The organism is Pseudomonas syringae group sp. J248-6 (genome assembly GCF_032586995.1).
GTDB lineage: Bacteria > Pseudomonadota > Gammaproteobacteria > Pseudomonadales > Pseudomonadaceae > Aquipseudomonas > Aquipseudomonas amygdali.
In genome coordinates this window covers 330,708-354,553 of record NZ_JAWHOP010000003.1, presented here as the reverse complement: position 1 = coordinate 354,553, position 23,846 = coordinate 330,708, and the positions used below count along the sequence as shown (strand labels likewise).

19 protein-coding genes are annotated in these 23,846 nt (G+C 58.0%); 10 read left to right on the top strand and 9 right to left on the bottom strand.

Annotated elements, in window-relative coordinates:
- Positions 1–2: 2 nt before the first annotated feature.
- The 4 genes from RYC17_RS05870 to lpxC all read left to right on the top strand — a co-directional run bounded on the left by RYC17_RS05870 (position 3) and on the right by lpxC (position 4,455).
- Positions 3–872: a cell division protein FtsQ/DivIB gene (locus RYC17_RS05870; RefSeq protein WP_004666180.1), complete on the top strand. Its 870-nt coding sequence runs from the start codon at positions 3–5 to the stop codon at positions 870–872.
- Positions 873–886: 14 nt separating this feature from the next.
- Positions 887–2,143, top strand: a complete 1,257-nt coding sequence (gene ftsA / locus RYC17_RS05865; protein ID WP_002555042.1) for a cell division protein FtsA — start codon at positions 887–889, stop codon at positions 2,141–2,143.
- A 100-nt stretch (positions 2,144–2,243) separates the two neighbouring features.
- On the top strand, positions 2,244–3,431 hold the full coding sequence (gene ftsZ, locus RYC17_RS05860; protein WP_002555041.1) for a cell division protein FtsZ: 1,188 nt from the start codon (positions 2,244–2,246) through the stop codon (positions 3,429–3,431).
- A gap of 112 nt (positions 3,432–3,543) precedes the next feature.
- A complete protein-coding gene (lpxC, locus tag RYC17_RS05855; RefSeq protein WP_002555040.1) occupies positions 3,544–4,455 on the top strand; it encodes a UDP-3-O-acyl-N-acetylglucosamine deacetylase in 912 nt (303 codons plus the stop codon).
- Positions 4,456–4,571: 116 nt separating this feature from the next.
- Here lpxC and RYC17_RS05850 read toward each other — a convergent pair whose 3' ends face one another.
- On the bottom strand, positions 4,572–5,027 hold the full coding sequence (locus tag RYC17_RS05850) for a DUF721 domain-containing protein (protein ID WP_316887731.1): 456 nt from the start codon (positions 5,025–5,027) through the stop codon (positions 4,572–4,574).
- 304 nt (positions 5,028–5,331) lie between these two features.
- Here RYC17_RS05850 and secA point away from each other — a divergent pair, with 304 nt between their 5' ends.
- The 4 genes from secA (at position 5,332) to RYC17_RS05830 (ending at position 11,037) form a co-directional block, all read left to right on the top strand.
- On the top strand, positions 5,332–8,073 hold the full coding sequence (gene secA, locus RYC17_RS05845; protein ID WP_005733433.1) for a preprotein translocase subunit SecA: 2,742 nt from the start codon (positions 5,332–5,334) through the stop codon (positions 8,071–8,073).
- Positions 8,074–8,182: 109 nt separating this feature from the next.
- On the top strand, positions 8,183–9,400 hold the full coding sequence (gene argJ, locus RYC17_RS05840) for a bifunctional glutamate N-acetyltransferase/amino-acid acetyltransferase ArgJ (RefSeq protein WP_316887733.1): 1,218 nt from the start codon (positions 8,183–8,185) through the stop codon (positions 9,398–9,400).
- Between the two features lie 57 nt (positions 9,401–9,457).
- The gene (locus tag RYC17_RS05835; RefSeq protein ID WP_122259142.1) at positions 9,458–10,084 is read left to right on the top strand and encodes a glutathione S-transferase family protein; all 627 of its coding nucleotides are present in this window, start codon (positions 9,458–9,460) and stop codon (positions 10,082–10,084) included.
- Positions 10,085–10,086: 2 nt separating this feature from the next.
- A complete protein-coding gene (locus RYC17_RS05830; protein WP_316902639.1) occupies positions 10,087–11,037 on the top strand; it encodes a Nudix family hydrolase in 951 nt (316 codons plus the stop codon).
- A 124-nt stretch (positions 11,038–11,161) separates the two neighbouring features.
- On the opposite strand, the gene RYC17_RS05825 is transcribed toward RYC17_RS05830, so the two are convergent.
- The 3 genes from RYC17_RS05825 to RYC17_RS05815 are packed head-to-tail and all read right to left on the bottom strand — an operon-like array spanning position 11,162 to position 14,757.
- The gene (locus tag RYC17_RS05825) at positions 11,162–11,740 is read right to left on the bottom strand and encodes a cob(I)yrinic acid a,c-diamide adenosyltransferase (protein WP_058400722.1); all 579 of its coding nucleotides are present in this window, start codon (positions 11,738–11,740) and stop codon (positions 11,162–11,164) included.
- A 15-nt stretch (positions 11,741–11,755) separates the two neighbouring features.
- The gene (locus RYC17_RS05820; RefSeq protein ID WP_058400723.1) at positions 11,756–13,792 is read right to left on the bottom strand and encodes an ATP-binding protein; all 2,037 of its coding nucleotides are present in this window, start codon (positions 13,790–13,792) and stop codon (positions 11,756–11,758) included.
- Positions 13,793–13,836: 44 nt separating this feature from the next.
- A complete protein-coding gene (locus RYC17_RS05815; protein ID WP_219170156.1) occupies positions 13,837–14,757 on the bottom strand; it encodes a putative 2-dehydropantoate 2-reductase in 921 nt (306 codons plus the stop codon).
- 169 nt (positions 14,758–14,926) lie between these two features.
- On the opposite strand from RYC17_RS05815, the gene RYC17_RS05810 reads away from it, so the two are divergent.
- Positions 14,927–15,406: a YajQ family cyclic di-GMP-binding protein gene (locus RYC17_RS05810; RefSeq protein WP_316887735.1), complete on the top strand. Its 480-nt coding sequence runs from the start codon at positions 14,927–14,929 to the stop codon at positions 15,404–15,406.
- Positions 15,407–15,527: 121 nt separating this feature from the next.
- Positions 15,528–16,358, top strand: coding sequence for a mechanosensitive ion channel family protein (locus RYC17_RS05805; protein ID WP_058407945.1), 831 nt, complete (start codon positions 15,528–15,530; stop codon positions 16,356–16,358).
- Between the two features lie 175 nt (positions 16,359–16,533).
- Here RYC17_RS05805 and RYC17_RS05800 read toward each other — a convergent pair whose 3' ends face one another.
- The 5 genes from RYC17_RS05800 to RYC17_RS05780 form a co-directional block, all read right to left on the bottom strand.
- Positions 16,534–17,046 carry a hypothetical protein gene (locus RYC17_RS05800; RefSeq protein WP_122259166.1) on the bottom strand — a complete coding sequence of 171 codons (513 nt, stop codon included), beginning with the start codon at positions 17,044–17,046 and terminating at the stop codon, positions 16,534–16,536.
- 80 nt (positions 17,047–17,126) lie between these two features.
- Entirely contained in the window at positions 17,127–17,396 is a 270-nt protein-coding gene (locus RYC17_RS05795) for a PAAR domain-containing protein (protein WP_122259146.1), read from the bottom strand.
- Entirely contained in the window at positions 17,393–19,084 is a 1,692-nt protein-coding gene (locus RYC17_RS05790; protein ID WP_316902638.1) for a DUF2875 family protein, read from the bottom strand. The genes RYC17_RS05795 and RYC17_RS05790 overlap by 4 nt, the downstream gene beginning before the upstream one ends.
- The gene (locus tag RYC17_RS05785) at positions 19,081–21,135 is read right to left on the bottom strand and encodes a DUF3274 domain-containing protein (RefSeq protein WP_316902637.1); all 2,055 of its coding nucleotides are present in this window, start codon (positions 21,133–21,135) and stop codon (positions 19,081–19,083) included. The genes RYC17_RS05790 and RYC17_RS05785 overlap by 4 nt, the downstream gene beginning before the upstream one ends.
- Positions 21,132–23,693 carry a type VI secretion system Vgr family protein gene (locus RYC17_RS05780; protein ID WP_316902636.1) on the bottom strand — a complete coding sequence of 854 codons (2,562 nt, stop codon included), beginning with the start codon at positions 23,691–23,693 and terminating at the stop codon, positions 21,132–21,134. Before RYC17_RS05780 ends, RYC17_RS05785 begins: the two co-directional genes overlap by 4 nt.
- Between the last annotated feature and the right edge of the window lie 153 nt (positions 23,694–23,846).

Sequence of the window (23,846 nt, the reverse complement as noted above, 5' to 3'; positions counted from 1 at the left end):
GCATGTACGGCGCGTCGGCACGTCCTCAGCCACCTGCACCCGGCCGCAACAAGCCGGTGCCGCGTGGCGCCAGCCGAATGGTGGCCAAGGAGCCTCTGTCGGCGCGCCTGCCCAAGGCCAACTTCAGTGTTCTGAAGCGTCTGCTCTGGCCTGTGTTGCTGGTGGTTCTGGGCTTCGGCACTTATGAGGCAGCGCAACGCCTGCTGCCGTACGCCGACCGCCCGATTACCCGCATCAATGTGCAGGGCGATTTGAGTTACATCAGCCAGCAGGCTGTGCAGCAGCGGATTGCGCCTTATGTGGCGTCGAGCTTTTTCAAGATTGATCTGACCGGCATGCGCACCGAGCTTGAGCAGATGCCCTGGATCGCCCACGCCGAAGTTCGTCGTGTATGGCCGGATCAGGTCGTGATTCGTCTTGAAGAGCAGTTGCCGGTTGCCCGTTGGGGTGATGAAGCGCTGTTGAACAACCAGGGACAGGCTTTCACGCCGCGTGAACTGTCCAATTACGAACATCTTCCCCAGTTGTTCGGCCCGCAGCGGGCCCAGCAACAGGTGATGCAGCAGTATCAGGTGTTGAGTCAGATGTTGCGCCCGCTGGGCTTCTCCATCGTGCGCCTGGAGCTGCGCGAGCGCGGCAGCTGGTTCCTGACAACAGGCGCCGGTAGTGCTGGCCCGGGTATCGAATTGTTGCTTGGACGCGACCACCTCGTCGAAAAAATGCGCCGTTTCATCGCGATTTACGACAAAACGCTGAAAGAACAAATCACGAATATCGCGCGCGTTGACTTGCGTTACTCCAACGGCCTAGCGGTCGGTTGGCGCGAACAGGCAGCGGCAACGACGGATAAACCCGCTGTCGCGAAGAATTGATAAGAGGCAGGACCATGGCAAACGTGCAAAGCGGCAAAATGATCGTCGGGCTGGATATCGGTACCTCCAAGGTGGTGGCACTGGTAGGCGAAGTCGCGGCCGATGGCTCGCTGGAAATCGTGGGTATCGGTACCCATCCCTCCCGCGGCCTGAAGAAGGGCGTGGTAGTGAATATCGAGTCGACCGTGCAGTCGATCCAGCGCGCAATCGAAGAAGCGCAGCTGATGGCGGGTTGCCGTATTCACTCGGCATTTGTCGGCGTTGCAGGCAGCCATATTCGCAGCCTGAACTCGCACGGCATCGTGGCGATTCGTGATCGCGAAGTCAGTTCTGCGGACCTGGAGCGTGTGCTCGATGCTGCTCAGGCGGTGGCCATTCCTGCCGACCAGCGCGTGCTGCACACCCTTCCTCAGGATTACGTGATCGATAACCAGGAAGGCGTGCGCGAGCCTTTGGGCATGTCCGGTGTACGTCTGGAAGCCAAGGTTCACGTCGTGACCTGTGCAGTGAACGCCGCGCAGAACATCGAGAAGTGCGTGCGTCGCTGCGGTCTGGAAGTTGACGACATCATTCTTGAACAACTGGCGTCGGCGTATTCCGTACTTACCGATGACGAGAAAGAGCTGGGCGTGTGCCTGGTGGATATCGGTGGCGGTACGACCGACATCGCGATCTTCACCGAAGGCGCCATTCGTCACACGGCGGTTATCCCGATTGCGGGCGATCAGGTCACCAACGACATCGCCATGGCGTTGCGTACCCCGACCCAGTACGCCGAAGAAATCAAGATTCGCTACGCCTGCGCCCTGGCCAAACTGGCCGGTGCCGGTGAAACCATCAAAGTACCGAGTGTGGGCGACCGTCCACCTCGCGAGCTGTCGCGTCAGGCCCTGGCCGAAGTGGTAGAGCCTCGTTACGACGAGCTGTTCACCCTGATCCAGGCCGAGCTGCGCCGCAGCGGTTACGAAGACCTGATCCCGGCCGGCATCGTGCTGACCGGGGGCACAGCGAAAATGGAAGGTGCGGTCGAACTGGCCGAGGAAATCTTCCACATGCCGGTGCGCCTTGGCGTGCCGCACAGCGTCAAAGGGCTCGCTGATGTCGTGCGCAACCCGATCTACTCGACTGGCGTAGGCCTGTTGATGTACGGGCTGCAAAAGCAGTCGGACGGCATTTCGCTGTCCGGGATGGTCGGCAACAGCAGTTACAGCGACGAAACCAAGGCACCGGTGCTTGAGCGTATCAAGCGTTGGGTGCAGGGCAATTTTTAAGTTTCAACGTTTAAAAGTTTCACAGCTTCAGATTCAGGGCTTCAAAAGCAATATCGGCAGGCAGTAGGCAAAACTAACTAGAAAGCGGAAGGAGAGAGAAATGTTCGAACTCGTAGACAACGTCCCGCAAAGCCCGGTTATCAAAGTTATCGGTGTAGGCGGTGGTGGCGGAAACGCTGTCAATCACATGGTCAAGAGCAACATCGAAGGCGTGGAATTCATCTGCGCCAACACAGATGCTCAAGCGCTGAAAAACATTGGCGCGCGGACCATTCTGCAACTGGGCACCGGCGTGACCAAAGGCCTTGGCGCTGGCGCCAACCCTGAAGTCGGTCGTCAGGCCGCACTGGAAGATCGTGAGCGCATTGCAGAAGTTCTGCAGGGCACCAACATGGTTTTCATCACCACTGGCATGGGCGGCGGTACCGGTACCGGTGCAGCACCGATCATTGCTGAAGTGGCCAAGGAAATGGGTATTCTGACGGTCGCAGTCGTGACCCGTCCGTTCCCGTTCGAAGGTCGCAAGCGTATGCAGATCGCCGATGAAGGCATCCGCATGCTGTCCGAAAGCGTCGACTCGTTGATCACCATCCCCAACGAGAAGCTGCTGACCATCCTGGGTAAAGACGCCAGCCTGCTGTCGGCTTTCGCCAAGGCTGACGATGTACTGGCTGGTGCCGTTCGCGGTATCTCCGACATCATCAAGCGTCCGGGCATGATCAACGTCGACTTCGCCGACGTCCGTACCGTGATGAGCGAAATGGGCATGGCGATGATGGGTACTGGCTGCGCCAGCGGTCCTAACCGTGCACGTGAAGCCACCGAAGCGGCCATTCGCAACCCGTTGCTCGAAGACGTCAACCTGCAGGGCGCTCGCGGCATCCTGGTCAACATCACTGCCGGCCCTGACCTGTCGCTGGGTGAGTACTCTGACGTGGGTAGCATCATCGAAGCGTTCGCTTCCGAGCACGCTATGGTCAAGGTCGGTACGGTTATCGATCCGGACATGCGTGACGAGTTGCACGTGACTGTGGTTGCCACCGGCCTGGGCGCGAAAATCGAGAAGCCGGTCAAGGTCATCGACAACACGCTGCAGACCACCCAGCAGGCTCCTGCCCAGCAGGCGTCGCGTCAGGAAGCACCGTCGGTCAACTACCGCGATCTGGACCGTCCTACCGTGATGCGCAATCAGGCACACGCAGGCGCTACCGCAGCGGCGAAGATGAACCCTAACGATGATCTGGATTACCTGGATATCCCGGCTTTCCTGCGTCGTCAGGCCGATTGATGAAATGTATCAGGGGTATTAGGGTGATTGGTGTTCAGCAAAGGCATGGTCTGCTATCATCGCCAGCCTTTGTTGATACCAGTTCGCAACTTGCGCTGAAGCGGCCCATGCCATGATTAAACAACGCACCCTGAAAAATATTATCCGTGCCACAGGTGTAGGCCTGCACTCCGGGGAGAAGGTTTACCTGACCCTCAAGCCCGCACCTGTGAATACCGGCATTGTGTTTTGCCGAGCTGACCTTGACCCCGTCGTGCAGATCCCTGCGCGTGCGGAAAACGTCGGCGACACCACTCTGTCGACCACTCTGGTCAATGGTGATGTCAAAGTTGACACGGTAGAACACCTGCTCTCGGCCATGGCTGGCCTTGGCATCGATAACGCCTACGTCGAGCTCTCTGCCTCCGAAGTTCCTATCATGGACGGCAGCGCAGGCCCTTTCGTATTCCTGATTCAATCGGCTGGCCTGGAAGAACAGGACGCGCCGAAGAAATTCATCCGCATCCTGCGTGAAGTCACAGTGGAGGAGGGCGGTAAACGCGCTACTTTCGTGCCTTTCGAAGGGTTCAAGGTCAGTTTCGAGATCGATTTCGATCACCCCGTCTTCCGTGATCGCACCCAGAGTGCAAGCGTGGACTTTTCCAGCACTTCCTTCGTGAAGGAAGTCAGCCGTGCCCGGACCTTCGGGTTCATGAGTGACATCGAGTACCTGCGCAAGCACAACCTCGCACTCGGCGGCAGTGTGGAAAACGCCATCGTGGTCGACAAGGACGGCGTACTGAACGAAGACGGCCTGCGTTACGAGGACGAATTCGTCAAACACAAAATCCTCGACGCCATCGGTGACCTTTACCTGCTGGGCAATAGCCTGATTGGTGAGTTCCGGGGCTTCAAATCGGGGCATGCACTGAACAATCGTCTCCTGCGCACGTTGATCGAGCAGAAAGACGCCTGGGAAGTGGTGACTTTCGAGGATGCCAGTACGGCACCTATTTCCTACATGCGCCCTGTCGCGGCTGTGTAGGCAAGCTTTACTCTCTTTCCTTTTGTTCTTTAAAGGCTGCCTTCGGGTGGCCTTTTTTTATTGGCTTCATTGGGAAAGTCAGTTGCGCAGAGGATCTGGCGAAAATCACTCAGACGCTATTTCTTGTCCTTGGCATGGCTGGCCAGCCGCTCAAGTGCGGCCCGCAGCTTGGGATCAGTGATGCCCTCGGCGGTGGCCTGAATGTTCTCGGCGGCAATCGAAGACAGGTCGATGGTGTGCGTGGCCGCTCCACGCGGGGCTTCAGGTGGCTGCACCTTGAAGACAACGCGCGTCAGGTTGATGAATTCGTCGAAGGCCATCAGTTGCCGGTGCAGGCGCTTCTGCTGATAGCGCAGGCGCGTGGCCCAGTGACCATCCGTCACGATCAGCAACAAGGTGCCTTCGCGCCACGAGGCCACACGACAATGCTCGCGCGCGGCTGGTTGCAGCTGACTTTCGAGCAGGCGCTGCAAATGGCTAAGGCGTTCGGCGTGGCGAAATATAGCCTTCAGGGGCTTGGCTTCACGCAGCAGAACCGCGGGCGGGCGGGCGTTCAGAGGACGAAAGGCCATGGTGGAGTGCCTGGTAACAAGATGAACATCTTAACAGAAAGCGTTCTAACGGCTGCTTTTCAGGGCATTTCCGTGCTTTCATATGCAAATCAATGAGTAACTTCCCCGGATTATGGGTTGAAGTGCTTGAAATTGGCCCCATTGTAAACCTGCCCCGTAACAGCGCTGTGCCAGCATCGTGGAATAACGCCACTTTCCTCACCATCGTTTCCGGGTAGAATGCTCGTTCGCATGCGGCCATCTGGGCTGCACGGGCGACTCACGGGGCCGCCCTCCATTCCTATGTGTGGAAGATCCTGTCGATATGTTTGCGCCTTTGTTGAAAAAACTTTTTGGAAGCAAGAACGAGCGTGAAGTAAAACGCATGCTCAAGACGGTACAGATCGTCAATGCCTTCGAAGAGCAAATGGTGGCCCTTTCGGACGAGCAATTGCGCGCCAAGACCGAAGAGTTCAAGGCCCGCATAGCCAAAGGCGAGACCCTGGATCAATTGCTGCCTGAAGCCTTTGCTGTCGCTCGTGAAGCGGGCAAGCGCGTCATGGGCATGCGCCACTTCGACGTTCAGTTGATCGGCGGCATGACCCTGCACGAAGGTCAGATCGCGGAAATGCGTACCGGTGAAGGTAAAACCCTGGTCGGTACGTTGGCTGTGTACCTCAATGCGCTGTCCGGCAAGGGTGTTCACGTAGTCACCGTGAACGACTACCTCGCTCGCCGCGATGCCAACTGGATGCGCCCGTTGTACGAATTCCTCGGTCTGACCGTAGGCATCGTAACGCCATTCCAGCCGCCGGAAGAAAAACGCGCCGCTTACGCTGCCGACATCACCTACGGCACCAATAACGAATACGGCTTCGATTACCTGCGCGACAACATGGCGTTCAGCATGGACGACAAGTTCCAGCGCGAACTCAATTTCGCCGTAATCGACGAAGTCGACTCGATTCTGATCGACGAAGCGCGTACGCCGCTGATCATCTCCGGTCAGGCCGAAGACAGCTCCAAGCTGTACACCGAAATCAACCGCCTGATCCCCAAGCTCGAGCAGCATATCGAGGAAGTGGAAGGCGAAGTCACCAAACCGGGCCACTTCACCGTTGACGAGAAAACCCGTCAGGTTGAGCTGAACGAAGCCGGTCACCAGTTCATCGAGGAAATGCTCACCGAAGTCGGCCTGCTGGCTGAAGGCGAGAGCCTGTACTCGGCGCACAACCTGGGCCTGCTGACTCACGTTTATGCGGGTCTGCGTGCGCACAAACTGTTCAACCGCAACGTCGAGTACATCGTTGCAGACGGTCAGGTTCTGCTGGTCGACGAGCATACCGGCCGTACCATGCCGGGCCGTCGCCTGTCCGAGGGCCTGCATCAGGCCATCGAAGCCAAGGAAAACCTGAACATTCAGGCCGAAAGCCAGACCCTGGCATCGACCACGTTCCAGAACTACTTCCGTCTGTACAACAAACTGTCCGGCATGACCGGTACGGCCGACACCGAAGCGTTCGAATTCCACCAGATCTACAACCTGGCCGTCATGGTCATCCCGCCGAACAAGCCGTTGGCGCGTAAAGATTTCAACGACCTCGTCTATCTGACGGCGGAAGAGAAGTACGCAGCCATCGTTACCGATATCAAGGCCTGCATTGCAGAGAACCGCCCTGTGCTGGTAGGTACGGCGACCATCGAAACCTCGGAACACATGTCCAATCTGCTCAAGCAGGAAGGCATCGATCACAAGGTTCTGAACGCCAAGTTCCACGAAAAAGAAGCAGAAATCATCGCGCAGGCCGGTCGTCCGGGTGCTTTGACCATTGCTACCAACATGGCGGGTCGCGGTACCGACATCCTGTTGGGCGGTAACTGGGAAGTAGAGGTCGCCAATCTGGAAGACCCAACCCCTGAGCAAATTGCACAGATCAAGGCTGACTGGCAGAAACGCCATCAGCAAGTGATCGAAGCGGGTGGCTTGCACGTTATTGCCTCCGAGCGCCACGAATCGCGCCGTATCGACAACCAGCTGCGTGGCCGTGCCGGCCGCCAGGGTGACACCGGTTCCAGCCGCTTCTACCTGTCGCTCGAAGACAGCCTGATGCGTATCTTCGCCTCGGACCGCGTGAAGAATTTCATGAAGGCGCTGGGCATGCAGTCCGGTGAGGCTATCGAGCACCGCATGGTGACCAACGCCATCGAAAAAGCGCAGCGCAAAGTGGAAGGTCGCAACTTCGACATCCGCAAGCAATTGCTCGAGTTCGATGACGTGGCCAACGAGCAGCGCAAAGTGATCTATCACATGCGTAACACGCTGCTGGCTGCCGAGAACATTGGTGAGACCATCGCTGACTTCCGTGAGGAAGTGCTCAATAATCTCATCAGTCAGCATATTCCGCCGCAATCCCTGCCGGAGCAGTGGAACGTTGCCGGTCTGGAAGCCGCGCTGAACACCGACTTTGCCGTCAAACTGCCCGTCCAGCAGTGGCTGGACGAAGACGACAACCTGCACGAAGACAGCCTGCGCGAAAAAATCATGGCGCAGTTGCTGGTGGCGTACAACGAGAAGGAAGACCAGGCCAGCGCCGAAGCCCTGCGTTCCTTCGAGAAGCAGATCCTCCTGCGCGTGCTGGACGACCTGTGGAAAGATCACCTGTCGACCATGGACCACCTGCGTCACGGTATCCACCTGCGCGGCTACGCTCAGAAGAACCCGAAGCAGGAATACAAGCGCGAGTCCTTCACGCTGTTCCAGGAGCTGCTGGATTCGATCAAGCGCGACACCATCCGTGTACTTTCGCATGTTCAGGTTCGTCGCGAAGATCCAGAGGAAGAAGAGGCGCGCCTGCGTCAGGAAGCCGAAGAACTGGCCAGTCGTATGCAGTTCGAACACGCTCCTGCGCCGGGCATCGACCAGCCGCTGCCGGATGAAGAGGGTGGCGAAGCGCCTGTAGCCGTCGCATCCGAGCCGGTCCGCAACGACCAGAAACTGGGTCGCAACGAGCTGTGCTGGTGTGGTTCGGGCAAGAAATTCAAACACTGTCACGGCCAGATCAACTAGGCCTTTGACTGTGTAATACCTGCGCCGCGACCGGCTTGCCCGTCGCGGCGTTTTTTCATTGATCGCCGTACCGATGCGGACGGCGCCATACTCCTTGAGGAGCACCCCGATGGCTGTTGGTCTTGGTCCTTTGCCTGCGTTGCACCCGGTTCCCGGTTTTGAACTTGGCATTTCTTCTGCCGGCATCAAACGCCCAGGGCGCAAGGATGTTGTGGTCATGCGCTGTGCCGAAGGCTCCAGCGTTGCCGGTGTATTCACCTTGAATGCGTTCTGCGCCGCGCCAGTCATCCTGGCCAGGCAGCGCGTTCAGGGCACGGTGCGTTATTTGCTGACCAACACCGGCAATGCCAACGCAGGCACGGGCGAACCAGGTCTGGTTGCTGCGCGACGTACTTGCGAAAAGCTGGCGCAACTGACTGGCGTCGACGCATCAGCAGTGCTGCCTTACTCAACGGGTGTGATCGGCGAGCCGTTGCCTGTGGAAAAAATCGAAGGCGCGCTGCAAGCCGCGCTTGATGATCTGTCTGTGGATAACTGGGCCGCTGCGGCGACCGGCATCATGACCACCGACACCCTGCCCAAAGGCGCGAGCCGTCAGTTCACCCACGATGGCGTAACCATCACAGTAACCGGCATCAGCAAAGGCGCAGGCATGATTCGCCCGAACATGGCGACCATGCTTGGCTACATCGCCACCGACGCCAAAGTGTCGCAGAGCGTACTGCAGGACCTGATTCGCGACGGAGCCAACAAATCCTTCAATCGCATCACTATCGATGGCGATACCTCGACCAACGATTGCTGCATGCTGATTGCCACCGGTCAGGCTGATCTGCCCGAGATCACCGAGGCCAAGGGCCCGTTGTTCGACGCGTTGAAGAAAGCCGTGTTCGACGTGTGCATGGATGTCGCTCAGGCCATCGTGCGTGATGGCGAAGGTGCGACCAAGTTCGTGACGGTAGAAGTCAACGGTGGCGGCAATCATCAGGAGTGCCTGGACGTCGGTTATGCCGTGGCCCACTCGCCGCTGATCAAGACCGCGCTGTTCGCCTCCGATCCGAACTGGGGGCGTATTCTGGCGGCTGTCGGCCGCGCTGGCGTGCCGGACCTGGACGTGAGCAAGATCGACGTATTCCTGGGCGGCGTATGCATTGCCAGCCAGGGCTGCCGCGCCACGACCTACACCGAAGAGCAGGGCTCGGCAGTAATGGCCGAAGAAGAAATCACCATTCGTATCGAGCTGGGTCGCGGTGATTGCAGCGAAACCATCTGGACTACCGACCTTTCTCACGAATACGTGAAGATCAACGCGGAATATCGCACCTGATTCAATGCCCGGCGCGCGGGCATCCCGCCTTCGCGCCGGGCTCAATGGAGCTGAACCATGAGCCTGCATCTGATTATCGGCGACAAACGCTATTCCTCCTGGTCGCTGCGTCCCTGGCTGGTGCTGGAAATGACCGGTGCTGCGTTCACCGATCAAGTCATCCGCCTGAACCTGCCGGACACCCGCGAGAATATTCTCAAGTATTCGCCGACCGGCAAGGTGCCTGCGCTTCAGTGTGAGCACGGCACGATCATCGATTCGCTGGCGATCTGTGAATATCTGGTCGAGCGCTTCCCGGACGTCGAGCTGTGGCCGCGTGACACCGCCGCGCGTGCCCAGGCCCGTTCGGCGTGCGCGCAGATGCACAGCGGCTTCGTCAATCTGCGCTCGAACATGCCAATGGACCTGCGTCAGGATAAGGCGCTGGAAGTGATCACCGTCGACACCCAGAACGATATCGACCGCATTGTCGAGCTGTGGGCCGAATGTCGCGCTGCCGCCGCCGAAAGTGGTCCTTTTCTGTTTGGCAAGCCGAGCATTGCTGATGCGTTCTTCGCACCGGTGGCTATTCGTCTGCGCGGCTATCACGTCCAGTTGCCGGCAGAGGCACTGGCGTATATCGAAACCATCTACCAGTGGCCCGCTTTCAAGCGCTGGCAGCAGGCCGGTCTGCAGGAGTCCTGATCGTGAAACGAGTTCATGTGGCTGCCGCCGTCATTCGTGGCGCTGACGGCAGTGTATTGATTGCCCGACGTGCCGACACTCAGCATCAAGGTGGCCTCTGGGAGTTTCCCGGCGGCAAGGTCGAAGAGGGTGAGACCGTCCAGGCCGCACTCGCACGTGAACTCCAGGAAGAGTTGGGGATTCAGGTCACGGCAGCGCGCCCATTGATCAAGGTCTGTCACGACTATGCGGACAAGCAGGTATTGCTGGATGTCTGGGAAGTTTCGGCATTTACCGGCGAGCCGCATGGTGCTGAAGGGCAGCCACTGGTCTGGGCGGCTCCGCGAGAGCTGCCTGACTACGACTTTCCGGCCGCCAACCAGCCAATTGTCGCCGCGGCACGTTTGCCCGGCGAGTATCTGATCACGCCTGACGGGCTGGACAATATCGAGCTGTTGCGCGGTATGCAGAAAGCCATCGCAGGCGGCATCAAACTGGTCCAGTTGCGTGCGCCGGGTGGTTACGACCCCAAGTACCGTGACCTGGCCGTGGATGCGGCGGGTCTGTGTGCCGGCAAGGCGCAGCTCATGCTCAAAGGGTCTCTGGAGTGGCTGGGCGACTTTCCGTCCGCCGGTTGGCACCTGACGGCGGAGCAATTGCGCAAGTACGCCAGTCGTGGACGTCCGTTCCCTGAGAACCGCTGGCTGGCTGCTTCCTGCCATAACGCCGAAGAGCTGGCCCTGGCCGAACAGATGGGCGTGGATTTCGTCACCCTGTCACCGGTTCAGCCCACCCTGACTCATCCCGATGCACAGCCGCTGGGTTGGGAGCAGGCCATCCGATTGATAGCAGGTTTCAACAAGCCCGTCTTTCTGCTGGGCGGCGTAGGCCCTGCGCTGCGCCAACAGGCCTGGGAAAGCGGCGCACAGGGCGTGGCCGGGATCCGCGCGTTCTGGCCTGACGAGATCGTCTGAGTTGCTACAGAGGACGCAGAGCGTCCTGAACGGCATGCCGACGCGAAGCATCGCACGATAGTCGCGTAGAGCGTCATGAAAATGCATTACACCGCGGGGGGAGCGATAAGCCTCGTGGCGCCGATCAAACCGGCTTGGGCGCGGGCTGCCAGAGTATTTCCGCGATGCCCTGTCTTCTGGCGATCAACCGAGCTGCGACGAACAACAAATCCGACAGCCTGTTGATATACGCCAGCCCGGCGCCTTCCAGTGGCTCGACCGCGTTCAGATGCTGGCAACGGCGTTCGGCACTGCGCGCCAGGCTGCGGCAGATGTGCGCTTGAGCGATCAGCGAAGAGCCGCCTGGCAAGATGAAATTTTCCAGCGGCCCCAGCTCTTCATTCCACACATCGATTGCCGCTTCCAGCCGCTCGACCTCCGCGCCATTCAGGGCTTTGTAAGTCGGCATCGCCAGTTCGCCCCCCAGATCGAACAGTCGATGCTGGCAAGGCGCGAGCACCTCGATCACTTCGTTGAGGGCCGGCACGCTTCTGGCCTCATCGATCAGTCCGGCCAGCAACAGGCCGAGCTGGCTGTTGAGCGTATCGACCTCACCAATGGCCTCGACGCGCGGATGATCCTTGGACACCCGTCGACCGTCGCCCAGACCGGTCTCTCCGGCATCACCGGTGCGTGTGTAAATCTTCGACAAACGAAAGCCCATTGCTGCGATTCCTGATCAAGACTTGGAAATAACCTGCTGCTGAACGCTTACCTGGTTGGCCACCAGCGGTAGACGCAGTGTAAAGCAGGTGCCTGTGCCGAGAGAGGAATGCACCTCCATCTGGCCTTTATGATTATTGGTAACAATGAAGTACGACACCGAAAGACCCAGCCCGGTGCCCTGGCCAATTTCCTTGGTGGTAAAGAACGGTTCGAAAGTACGCTTGCGGACGTTTTCGGACATGCCGATGCCGTTGTCCTCCACCTGAATTTCGGCCCAGGGCGGGTTGAGACGGGTACGCAGGATGATGCGTCCAGGCTCCTCGCTCTCCGGGCGCTGGTGAATGGCCTGGGCGGCGTTCTTCAGCAGGTTCAGCAGCACCTGCTCCAGTTCGTTGGCGATGCACGGTACCGGACCCAGTTCCGGGTCGAACTGACGGATGATGTGCTGGCCCTTGAAGTCGAAACCGACGGTAAGGTCAAAATCGTTGCTGGCAATTTCCACAGCCTGATCGATCAACGCCGGCAAGTCGCAGGCTGACAGCTGACGACTGCTCAAGCGGCTGAAATTGAGCATGTGGCTGACAATCTTTGCTGCCCTGGCCCCCGCTTGCTGGATGCCATCGAGCAGTTTTGGTACTTCGCGGCTTTCCAGGTAATGATTGACCTGTGCCAGGTCTACACCATCGGCTTCGGCCTGCTCAATGTTCTTCGGCAGTTCCGGAGACAGACGCCGCCTGATGTTCTGCACGTTGTGCAGGATGGCGCCCAGCGGGTTGTTGATCTCGTGGGCCATGCCCGCGGCCAGACCGCCGACAGACAACATCTTCTCCGACTGCACCATCATTTCTTCCAGCGATATACGCTGGGTGATGTCATCGATACGGATCACCACGCCACGCCCGGCATCGCCGGTCAGCGGGTAGAACGTCAGCGCGTAGTGGCGCGACTCGTCGTTTTTGATCCAGGTCACGCGCTCGATCTTGGTCACGCTGTGGCGCTCGACGGTGTGCTTGATTTGCGGCAGAAACGAGCGCATCGGTTCGAAGGCCAGAAAGATCGGCTGGTTCAACGCTTCGTCCAGCGTGGTTCCGGACAGCGCTGTTGCCTCCTGATTCCACTGGGTGACATACAGCTGCTCGTCCAGCGCGATCATCGCCGAGGGCATCGAATCGATGATGCTGTTGAGGTAGTTCTGAAAACCGGTAAGCTTCTTCTCGATCTTGCTGCGCACCTGAACTTCCAGTTCCAGTTTGCGGTTGGTATGGCGGGTTTCCTCGGCCAGTCCCTGTGCCTGATCGTAAGCTTCCTGGGAATCATCCCGAGCGCGCTTGAGTTGTTGCTCACGCGCTTCGATGCGCGACAGCATGGTATTGAACGCTTCGGCCAGACTGCCGATTTCATCCTCGTTGCCAGGCTCTGCGCGCAGTGCGTAGTTTTCTTCGCGGGTGACCTGCCGCGACAGTTCTTCCAGCTGATAAATGGGCTCTGTAATCAAGCGCCGGATCTGCCGTGCCACCACCAGCCACAGCAACACGCTGAACACCAGAATGCCCAGACTCGCGGTCAGCGTGCCGGTGTAGAACGCGGGAGGCAGCTCGCTGCTGGCAACCAGCAACATGTGCCCGGGCGGTTCGTCGCCTTTCGGTACGGTGATGACCTGCGTGCTGCGAAACTCGGTAAGCCGCCAGCTTTCGAGGTCCTTGTAGTGCCTGGGCAGTTGCAGGCCCTCGCCCTGTTGCATCTGCTCAAGTCGTTCTCCGTCGCTGTCATATATGGCCGCTGCACGTAGCGGGCCGTAGCTTTTGAGTTCCTTGAGCAAGGCACGTGCATCGGCAGGCGAGTTCAAGGCGCGCTCGTTGAGATTGGCGCTGCTGATCAGACGGCCAATGGTCTGCAGGGCCTGCGGGGCCATCGCTTCCTGAGAGATGTAATAAGCCGCGCTGATGAAGGTCAGGTTCGCAACCAGCAGCACGGTGGTCATCAGGACCAGCAGGGCGGCCAGCAGTTTCTGACCTACCGGCAGGTTTTCCAGGCGTTGGCGCAAAGGCATTGGGCAAGTCGCAGTGACGTGTGATGCGAGCAGGGTAGCGCGCGCTAGTCAGTACGCAAACCCTTGTGTGCCAGATGTGCTGTCAGACGTGTCTGCAATTGCTGCAGGTGTGCTGCCGGACAGCGATGACGCACGGCTGCCGCACACGCGTAACCCAGCAGGTAGCTGATTTCGGTGCGTCGCCCGTGAAGCACGTCCTGATACATGGATGAGTAATTGGCTGCCGTTGCATGAATGACCCGCAGCACTTCAGCATGCAAGTCATGCGCTGCCGCTGGCTGGCCGCAGCGGCCCAGCAAATCGCTCAGCTCGGCACACAGTGTAGCGACCTCGCAGGCGTGCTCGAGCAGGCCGCCATTGCGGCAGTCGTGCAGCACCGTCAGCGGGTTGATTGCACAGTTGAGCGCCAGCTTGCGCCACAGGCGAGTCTGGATGTCCGGCGTCCATTCATGGGGAATTGCACTGTCGTGTAAGTCCTGCAGAAGTGAGGGGGCTACCGGGTTCGATACATCGCCCAGCCAGGTGAAACCGTGGCCTGCGAACCTGACACGCCAGTCCGACTCCAGAAACGCGCCTTCGGTGCTGGAGGCGAACAGGCAGCGGATATGGGGAATTCCTGCAGCCACAGCGTCCTGACTGCCCAAGCCGTTTTGTAGCAGGATGACGTCTGCACGAGCCGCCAGACGCGGTGCCAACTGCGCAACAGCATGCTCAGCGTCGTAGGCCTTGCAGGCTACCAGCAGCCGCTCGATGGGTTGTTGATGTTCGGCGGTCTGTGCTTCGACCGAGTACGTATGGGCGATATCGTTTTCGACCAGTGTCACGCAACCGCCGCTGGCGTTATACGCCGCCAGCCGTTCAGCATTGCGAAGAATCAACCGCACCGGCAGGCCTGCGCGCGCCAGTCGCGCCGCCCACAGAGTGCCCAGACTTCCCGCGCCGAGAACATGCCATGTGAGCGCCATCAGTGAGGCACGTTAAGGCGTTGAAGCGGTCTGCTGAAGGTGAAAACAAGGATGTGCATGAAAGGCTCACAGTGAATGCAGGAAAAGTCTCGTTATAATGAGCGTTCTTTCAAACCGTCAAGTCACGCGTGCCCGAATCGTGCGCACGCCGTTTATCTGGAGAACATACATGCCCTCGTTCGACGTAGTGTCCGAATTGGATAAACACGAAGTCACGAATGCCGTCGACAATGCCATCAAAGAGCTGGACCGTCGCTATGACCTCAAAGGCAAAGGTACTTTCGAGTTCAAGGAACTGACCGTCACGCTGACCGCAGAAGCAGACTTCCAGCTGGAGGCCATGGTCGAAATCCTCAAGCTGGCGCTGGTCAAACGCAAGATCGACGCAAAATGCCTCGAGATCAAGGATGCCTACGCTTCCGGCAAATTGATGAAGCAGGAAGTCACCCTGCGCGAAGGCATCGACAAGGAACTGGCGAAAAAAATCGTCGCCCATATCAAAGAGGCCAAACTCAAGGTCCAGGCCGCCATTCAGGGCGAGCAGGTGCGGGTTACCGGCAAGAAACGCGACGACCTGCAAGAAGCCATCGCAGCGCTGCGTGCCTACGATTCAGGCATGCCGTTGCAATTCAACAACTTCCGCGACTGATCATTGCATTGAAAGCCGGGGAACCCTGCGTTCCCCGGCCAGTCCGAATCGCCCTGAGCATTGAAATGACGGCAGGCCGCCGTGGTTTTGATCGCAGTTCGTGACGAGTAAGGAGATAACGATGGATTTAAACGCAGAAGTCGGTCATCTGTGGCAAGCGTCGCAGGCCTGGATTCCGATGATCATGGAGTACGGCAGCCGCTTGCTGCTGGCAGTCGTAACGCTGTGTGTGGGCTGGTGGCTGATCAACCGGCTGACCGGCAAGCTTGGTGCGTTGCTGGCGTTGCGAAACGCCGACCTGGCCTTGCAGGGCTTCGTCAGCAACCTGGCGAACATCATTCTGAAAATCCTGCTGGTGGTCAGCGTCGCGTCGATGATCGGCGTCGAAACCACCTCGTTCGTGGCCGCTATCGGTGCGGCTGGCCTGGCGATCGGTCTGGCATTACAAGGCAGCCTGGCGAATTTTGCGGGTGGTGTGCTGATTCTGTTGTTCCGCCCGTTCCGTATCGGTGACTGGATCGAAGCCCAGGGTGTGTCGGGAACCGTCGACAACATCCAGATCTTCCACACCGTGCTGCGCACCGGCGACAACCGTACGGTGATCATTCCCAACGGCAACCTGTCCAATGGGATCATCACCAACACCAACCGTCAGCCAACCCGCAAGATCACCTTCGACATCGGCGTCAGCCACGACGCAGATCTGAGGAAAGCGTTGCAGGTCCTGCTGGACATGGCAGACGACCCACGCGTACTCAAGGACCCGGCCCCACAGGCCGTGGTGGCAGCGCTGGGGGAGAACGCAATTACCTTGTCCCTGCGCGTCTGGACCAGCAGTGGCGACATGGGCGACGTGACGTCGATGTTCAACATCGAAGCACGCGACCGCTTGAAGGACGCAGGCATCGAGATTCCACTGCCGCAACGGATTGTGCGGGTGGTTCAGGAATAGTGGTTTGTGCGGTATGACAAAGCCCTGGCTCGTGAGAGTCGGGGCTTTTCTTTATCTGCAGGTTCAGGAAAAGGCTATTTTCATGATTGATGATTGTCTGCCTTCAGCGATGCCCGGGCGCTTTACCGTCTGTTGATACGAACATGCCTTTCAGCTCTCCGGCACAAAAAGTACGTTATTTACTGTAAATGTAACCGTCGTCCTCATCTTCCTCGTCGATATCTTTGAGTTTTTCTTGATGAGGCACCGGGTAAAGACCCAGTACAGCCGCTACTCCCGCAGATATGCCCATGAGGAATGGGGTCGGCTCGGGATACTGCGAAAGTTTCCGATCGGGATCCTCTGTGGGATTAACGCCGCTGCCAGCGGGGAGCTTCATTATCTTCATACCATCAGCGGTGAGAATGCAGCGAGGCGGGACTATCTTGCCTTCAAACATTTCCACTATTTCGGCGTTGGGTAAGGGGGTGAGCGGCTCACTGACCTGTGCACCCGATTCGCTATGCGTGAACAAGAACTTCTCGCCGCTTTTCTCGATACGAATCCTTGGCTGATTCTTGGGCTTTGTGGCGTAGTCACCAATCAACTCGTCACACGGGGACACTGACTCTTGCGCACAGCCCGCTAATAGAACCATCCCAGCGACTAAATGCATCCCTACGACGGCCTGACAAAAACGCGTGTACATGTTTCTTCCTTGTTCCAATTGAGGGGGCAGTTCCATGTTGTTTCCTGTACTTGCGCTGCATGACCTGATCACGAAATATCCTAAATCACTCGCACATTCATGGCGTGGCTGGCCACACCCTGACAGCCGCACGCCAGTCGGTGGCCGTGCAGGACCACCGGTATGCCGTTCAGTTTTCGGGTGGGGTTGCCCTCGATAAAGGCGAACTCACCTGCATGAAGCGGGCAGGTGGCTTTGTCGCCCAGTACGGCCGGAGGCTTGCCGTTGATTGTGTGAGTGCGTGCCAATTGGCAGGAGACCACTCGGCCACCACTGCTGGTGGCGTCGCCCAGGCAGACCGGATAACTCACTCTGCGGGTGCCCCGCCGGTTGGCGAGCCGAAGGTAAACGGATCTGCGCCGCGGTTCTGGCTGTTCTTCGCTTTACGGGCTTCATCGGGCGGGCGGACCATTTGTACGGTCAGGTTGCCATCGGTGCCGGCGTAGACCACGGCGCTGACACCGCCATCCTTGTAACTGGCGATGGTAGCCAGATTGATCTCGACCAATGCACCGCTGACCCCGGTATTACCCAGACGGCGACCGATGTCGTAACCCTCTTCGACGTTGCCCAGCTCAAGACCGTGGCCGTCCTTGTTCAGGTCGTGCAGGGCATTGTTGAGGGCAATTTCCGCTTCAGGGTTGTTGGTGCTGTCGTAGAACACCCGCACAGGTTTCTGACCCTCAGGCAGTGTGTCTAGTGCCTTTACCCAGGCGGCTTGCAAGGCTTTGGCTTGCAAGGCAGGTTTCAGGCGCTTGCCGTTTTCATCCTGCATCAGAGCCTTGATTGGCCGATGCAGGTAGCCAAGCACCGGCGCAGCGTCGAACTCCTTGACCTGATGCTGACCCCAGCGAATAGGTAACCAAGGGGAGGGCTCGAAATTGCCGGGGCCGCGATTGCTAATGGTTTTCCAGAGGGTGGGGAGCTGGGATTGCCAGTAGGCGGTGGACATGGTTCCGGGGGCGTAGGGGGTTTCAACGCCTTTCGCTTTCTCGGCAGTTTCGTACCAGTCCATAAATGCTTTGTCCCGATCCCAGTAGAAAGCCCAAAGCTTGCCTAGATCGGTATCTTTGCTCTGGTTGTCCTCTGGCTCGTTTGTCGCATAGGGACGAATATATCGATCTACCCTGTCAGAGCGGGTGACCAGCAGGCCTGTCATGCTTTCAAATACCGTTGGTACTACTTGAGTATTTTTCTGCAGGCCAGGAGTGCCACGTTTGCGATATATGTTCCGCGTGACGTCCCCGTCCTCGCTTGCGATCAGTGCTTGCGGAACTTTAGGATTAGCCTCAAAAAACTGAAACAGGCGCTCGATCATGCTTTGTGCGTAGTTGGTGCTCTCATCGTTTTGCCAGAGAAGCTGGGTGACACCTAAGGTCGCTGCATTCCGGCCAGAGTTGATCAGGTTCGCTGCACGGTAGGGCTTTTCGTAAGGGTTCGGAGGGCCTAAAGCAAAGGCTGGAATTGGCCAATAGGCTACTGACTCTCCTGCGGAATGCTGAAAAGCCACCCGAGTATTAATATCCGCTGTAGTTTCTCGCGAGCTCAATGATGGGTTATAGGCTTTAGAGTCCGACGGAAATATCGATGAGAAATTGTTGCTTTTTTTAGCAATTTCTCGCCAGACAGACGATTGATGCCAGTCATTGACTGCAAGGCCTACGCCTCGTATTTCTAGTGAGTATGTTCGTGCTTGCGCAACCTGTTGTTCTGTATTTTTAGCAATAATCTCGGATTTATAAGCCGCCAGTTCGTGCTTTTCATTAGCAATAGCTTTGCCCCACCAATGCCCGCTGTAGCTAAGCAGGACTGCACCTAGAATCCCTGCAATACCCAAGCGGGTAACCGAGTTTATGTCACGAAGTTCCATGTTGTTTTCCTGTGCGTTGAGATAGACCATCAGAACGAAGCCGAGCCATAGCGTGAGCATCACTCCGGTGATCCAGGCATAAGGCTTAAGTTTTGGACGAAGTGTTGATCTTTGTCGTTTGACTGTCACTGGCTACCTCCGCTTTTCAATGAGGCTTGGACCAAGGGAGGAGGGACCAGAGATACTAAGCTCGCAGGTGGAAAGATTCCTTTTTGATAATACTCATGGCTAGCCTTCACGAGTGCCTGAGCTTCAGCGCTGAGGTTTTCCCAGCCAGGTAATTCTGTGGTGCTAAGAAACTGCCTTACATCCATCTTCCAATCCGCAATCGCCACCAGCACATCACGCATTGCTGGATCGTCCAAGCATTTCGCCTGACCAATCGCGATATCCATCGCCGTTACCCATTGATGGTTTTCCGGGCTTCGCAACAGACCCGAGTGATAGCTATTGAAGTCCAGCACCTCGGTCGAATTGCTTTCATCCATGAACTCACGTATTTCGTCCGGCGTGTCCTCTCGTAGTATTTCGTAAGTATCCGAAGGCTTCGGTGCGCCGTCGCCTGTCAATCTTCGTTTGCGTATTATGCGGGTCTGTTGACCTGGCGCTTTGCCCATATTCCATTCTGCGAGCTCTCGCTCCAGATCTATCGATCCAGTGTGGTTGCGCACAAAGTGCCATCTGAGCTTGGCTCTTGGATTGCCTACGGCAGAGGCTTTGTTTGCATCGTCAGGTCTGTCGAGACCCGATTCGGTCGGCTTACCCTTTATTTCCTCCCCGCCAAACATATAGGGGGCGTGTGGTGGGTACAGTTGTTCAGCGTTGATCAGTATCCGATGCCCTTCTTCAGTAGGGCCTTTCGAAAGGAGGCCTGCGAACCAACTGTCGCCGGCATAGCGAGATTCGTTTTTGGCGCGCAATAGGTCATAGCCTGGAGGCTTGCCAACCATGACCGGAGAATCGTCACGGTAGCGCTTCGTCCACATGCGTTGATAAAAGCGCACGGCCTTCAATTCAGCCATAGGGTTGCGAGTACTGTTTTTACCATGGGTATCCCACACCCCGAACGTGCCGATGCCTCTCACGTCATCCAGTGCAACGGTGGTGTCGTCCGGGCAGAAATACAGGTACACCTTGCCGCGGTTATCACGCTCAGGAAATACCGTCACATTACCTACCTTGTCCTTGTCCTTGCGCGTACCTTGTGTCGGCGACCACTGTGGGCCGCTTCTTCCGCAGTAGGTTGCAGGATTGCACAGGTCCGACAGCGGCGGCTGGGTATGGGGTGCCTGAGTCACCTGTGCCACGATACGAGTCAGTGTGGTTAGCGTGTCTTGATCTTTGGGGGTCACTTCCGGGAACAGGCAGTAGGGTGTGTCGACCATGATGATTGTGTCCGCGCAACGATGCCCTCCGTCGACCAGCAGCGCTTGCGCCAGCAGGGTGATCAACGTGCCCTGGCTATGCGCCATGATCGTGATGGTTTCGTCGGGAGACACCCGGCGTATCTCCTTGACCATCATCGCGAGCCGATGAGCAGCCAGGACGTAATAACGTCGATGTGGGTTATCCCCCATAAAATGGGTATTGGGCAGCGTGAGTCGGGCAATCTTAAGGCGCATGGTCAGTGGCAGGCCCTTGTCATACATTTCCAGCAGGTTATTGGTGGCATTGACAAAATAACCACCGGCCTTGCCAAAATGGCGATCCAGGCGATTGCCCTGTATGTCTTGATACTGGTCGCGCAGTTTTGTGGGGTTGTTGTTCTTGTCTCGACTGATTTCGCTAGGGTCGGCCCGATATCCCCAATAAAAAGGAATCAGCAGGCTGCGAGTTTTCGGGTCTTCTGCATCGCGTCTGTAAAGATGGGTGTCTGGGTCGTCGAGTAGCTGTTTATCTCGATCTCCCAGCGGTTGCTTGGCTCTGAGTTTTTTCTTCGCAACGTCGTATTCAGCCCCATACCGCCCCGGCACCAGATCCGGCCGATCCAGCCGCTCATTCACCCCCTGACACAACCCGGTCTCCACCGACTCATAAGAAGCCCCCGGGTCATTCACACCATGCAGAAAGATCACTACGCCGGGCAAGTCGGCGGGAACTTCCATTTTGCTGGTGGTATTTAGGTTGGGGATCAGGCGTGTGTTGCCTTGGGCAACGGCGTATTCATCGGCGCCGTTCATTGGGCACCTCCTTTCGGTGTGCCACTGCGTAATGCCGATACCTGTGCCTGATGCATCATTTCGCGTTCCACGCGCTCCGTCAGTCCGTCTGCGTTCGTCATTCCTTTCACCAGGCTGCCATCTTCCAGTTTGATTTCATACGAGTGGTCCGCTGCTGCCCGCGGGCTTTGTTCGCTGTGGCCGGGGTAGTGGAAGGTGACCTGCTGGGCGGCGGGGTCGCGGCCGAAAGAGGGGATCGCAGCGCTGTCGGTCTTGGGGCCGATCCAGTCGTGTTCGCTGGCGTGCACGGTGACTTTGCCTTGCGAGCCGATCTCGACGCCGCCGCCAATCTTGATGTAACTGCCGTCATCGGCGACCAGGCGGATGGTCGGTGCGGTGATGACCACTTCGCCTTCGACGGCCGAGACGTGCAGGTTTTTCTGGGCATTGAGGGCGATGTCGTCTTCCTGGGCCTGCACCAGCACTTTGCCGCGGTTGGCGATGGCGCTGATGCCAGCGTCCTGGGCGAAGGCTGACAGCCCTTTGCCCGCTTGCAGGTGCATGGCCGCGCCGCTGGTCAATTGCAGGTTGTTCTGCGCGGTGGTGTCGTGATGTTCACCCGCATAGTGAACCTGCGAGCGCGGCGTGGCGCTGGCGATGCCGGCGGCTGCGGTCATGGCCAGTACCGGGTCGCCCAGGCCGTTGCTGTCCGGCGCGGGCCATTGATTCAGCGACTGACGCAAGGCGTCGATGCCTTGAACATCCACGGCCTGACCGCCGCGCGCGGCAGCGGTTTCGCCGAGGGATTTGAACAACTCGCCGCACTCGGCCAGCAGTTTGAGCAGCTCTTCGCGATCCAGCTGTGAGCCTTTTGCGTCGGTACGCGCATAGGTGGTGAGTAACATGCCCTGCGCGGCACGCAGGGCGATGGCGGCATCGGTGCGCAGTTCTGCACCGTTGCTGCGTGGCTGGGCGGTGCCGTCAGTACGCGGGTCGGTCAGTTTGCCCAGGTTGAGGGCTGTGGCCTGATGGGTTGTGCCCATGCGCGCGCGCAGTGAGCCTGGCGTGTCATCGAACAGCAATTCGTTGAAGCCGCTGCCTTTGTGTTCCTGGGTGCGGATCCCCGACAGCGTGCGGTTGCCCGGCAGTCCCGAGGCCTTGCTGAAGCGTGGCGGCAGATTAATGTTGTTGTAGAGCACCGACGTCACCAGAGGCCGGTCGATATCGCCTGCCAGAAATGTCACCAGCACTTCCTGGCCGATGCGTGGCATGAACTGATGCCCGAAGCCGCTGCCAGCACTGGGCATCGCCACCCTTAACCAGGTGGTGCCTTGCGGCAGGCTGTCGCCACGCTGCCAATGGAACCTGACCTGTATCCGCGCCAGCTCGTCAGTGAACACTTCCTCACCTTCCGGCCCGACCACGATGGCGCTCAGCGGGCCGTTAATGCTCGGGCGCGCAACGGTGATCGGATGACGATAGGGGATCTTGTGGCGAATGCACACGAACTCGTTTTTGTAGCCCGCGCTTTCGTCCGACAGATAATTGTTGCTGCCCTCATGCTTGACCGTTATCAGCAGAAAACTGCGATCTTCAGCAGAGCCGCGGTCATGATCAAAATGCTGGGTCAGCTCAAAGGTGTGGCCAGGGTACATGGCGCGGCAGGTACTGTTGCCGGTGAATGTCTTGCCCTGTACTTCAATGGCTTCCAGGCGCTGACGCACCAGGCGTTCACCGTCTTTGAAGGTGCCATGGCTGTAGTGATCAAACACGTCATACACTTCATACGCGTCGACGTTGCCCTGCTCATTGAGGCTCGGCATGCCGACAGGCAACTGATTACGGGGCTGCTTGTAGTCGAATGTCTGAATGGACATGCGCCCCGATTGCAGACGTCGATGGCTGCGCCATTCGGTAATCGAGTCCGCTGTCTCGGTAACGGATGCGCTGTGATAACGAATGCTTGGCTGTTGCGGCAGGGGCGAGAGGTCACGCGAGTGATCAAGAATGATCAGCGTGTGCTTTTCCTGATTGTGATCGAAATAGAAGAACAGGCCTTCGTGTTCCAGCAACCTCAATACAAAGGTCAGATCGCTTTCACGGTACTGGGTGATGTAACTGTGCGTCTTGAGTGGCTGGCTGAGTTGAAACTCGAAGTCGGGCAATGCGCCGTAGGCCGCAAATACCGTTCGGATAACGGCTTCGATGGTCTGTTCCTGAAATATGCGCGAGTCGACGCGTCGCGAGAGCATCCACAGCCATGGGCTTAGCGTGGCGCTGTAGCGGGCCAGGCCGCCGTCGCTGCCTTCCAGGCTGAAGGTGCTGATATAGCCATTGATGAAGCGCGATTCGCCGGTGGCGAGTTCTATTGCCAGTTGTGCAGGCTGGCCGATCTGCGATTTGAGCTCCAGGCTGGCATCGCGGCTGATCATCGACAACTCGAAACTGAACAGCTCGGACAGGCTTTCAGTGCCGGAAAAACTTTCCAGCAGGAGTTCCTGTTCGTCACGGGCAACGGTCGTCAGCTTGATCAAGCGACGGTTTTGTGGCGCAAATAGCGCCGTTAGATCCTTTAACATTGTTGCTCCGTTATATAAAACCAGCCGCTCGTTCCGCTAGAGAGTGCTGATATAGAGAGGGGCGTGAGTCTATAAACTTCTTTCCGGGGGCACACACTTAAATTGCAATGGGCCATCACCGGGCAACATTACTCCTCACGGCGCGGTGAGGTA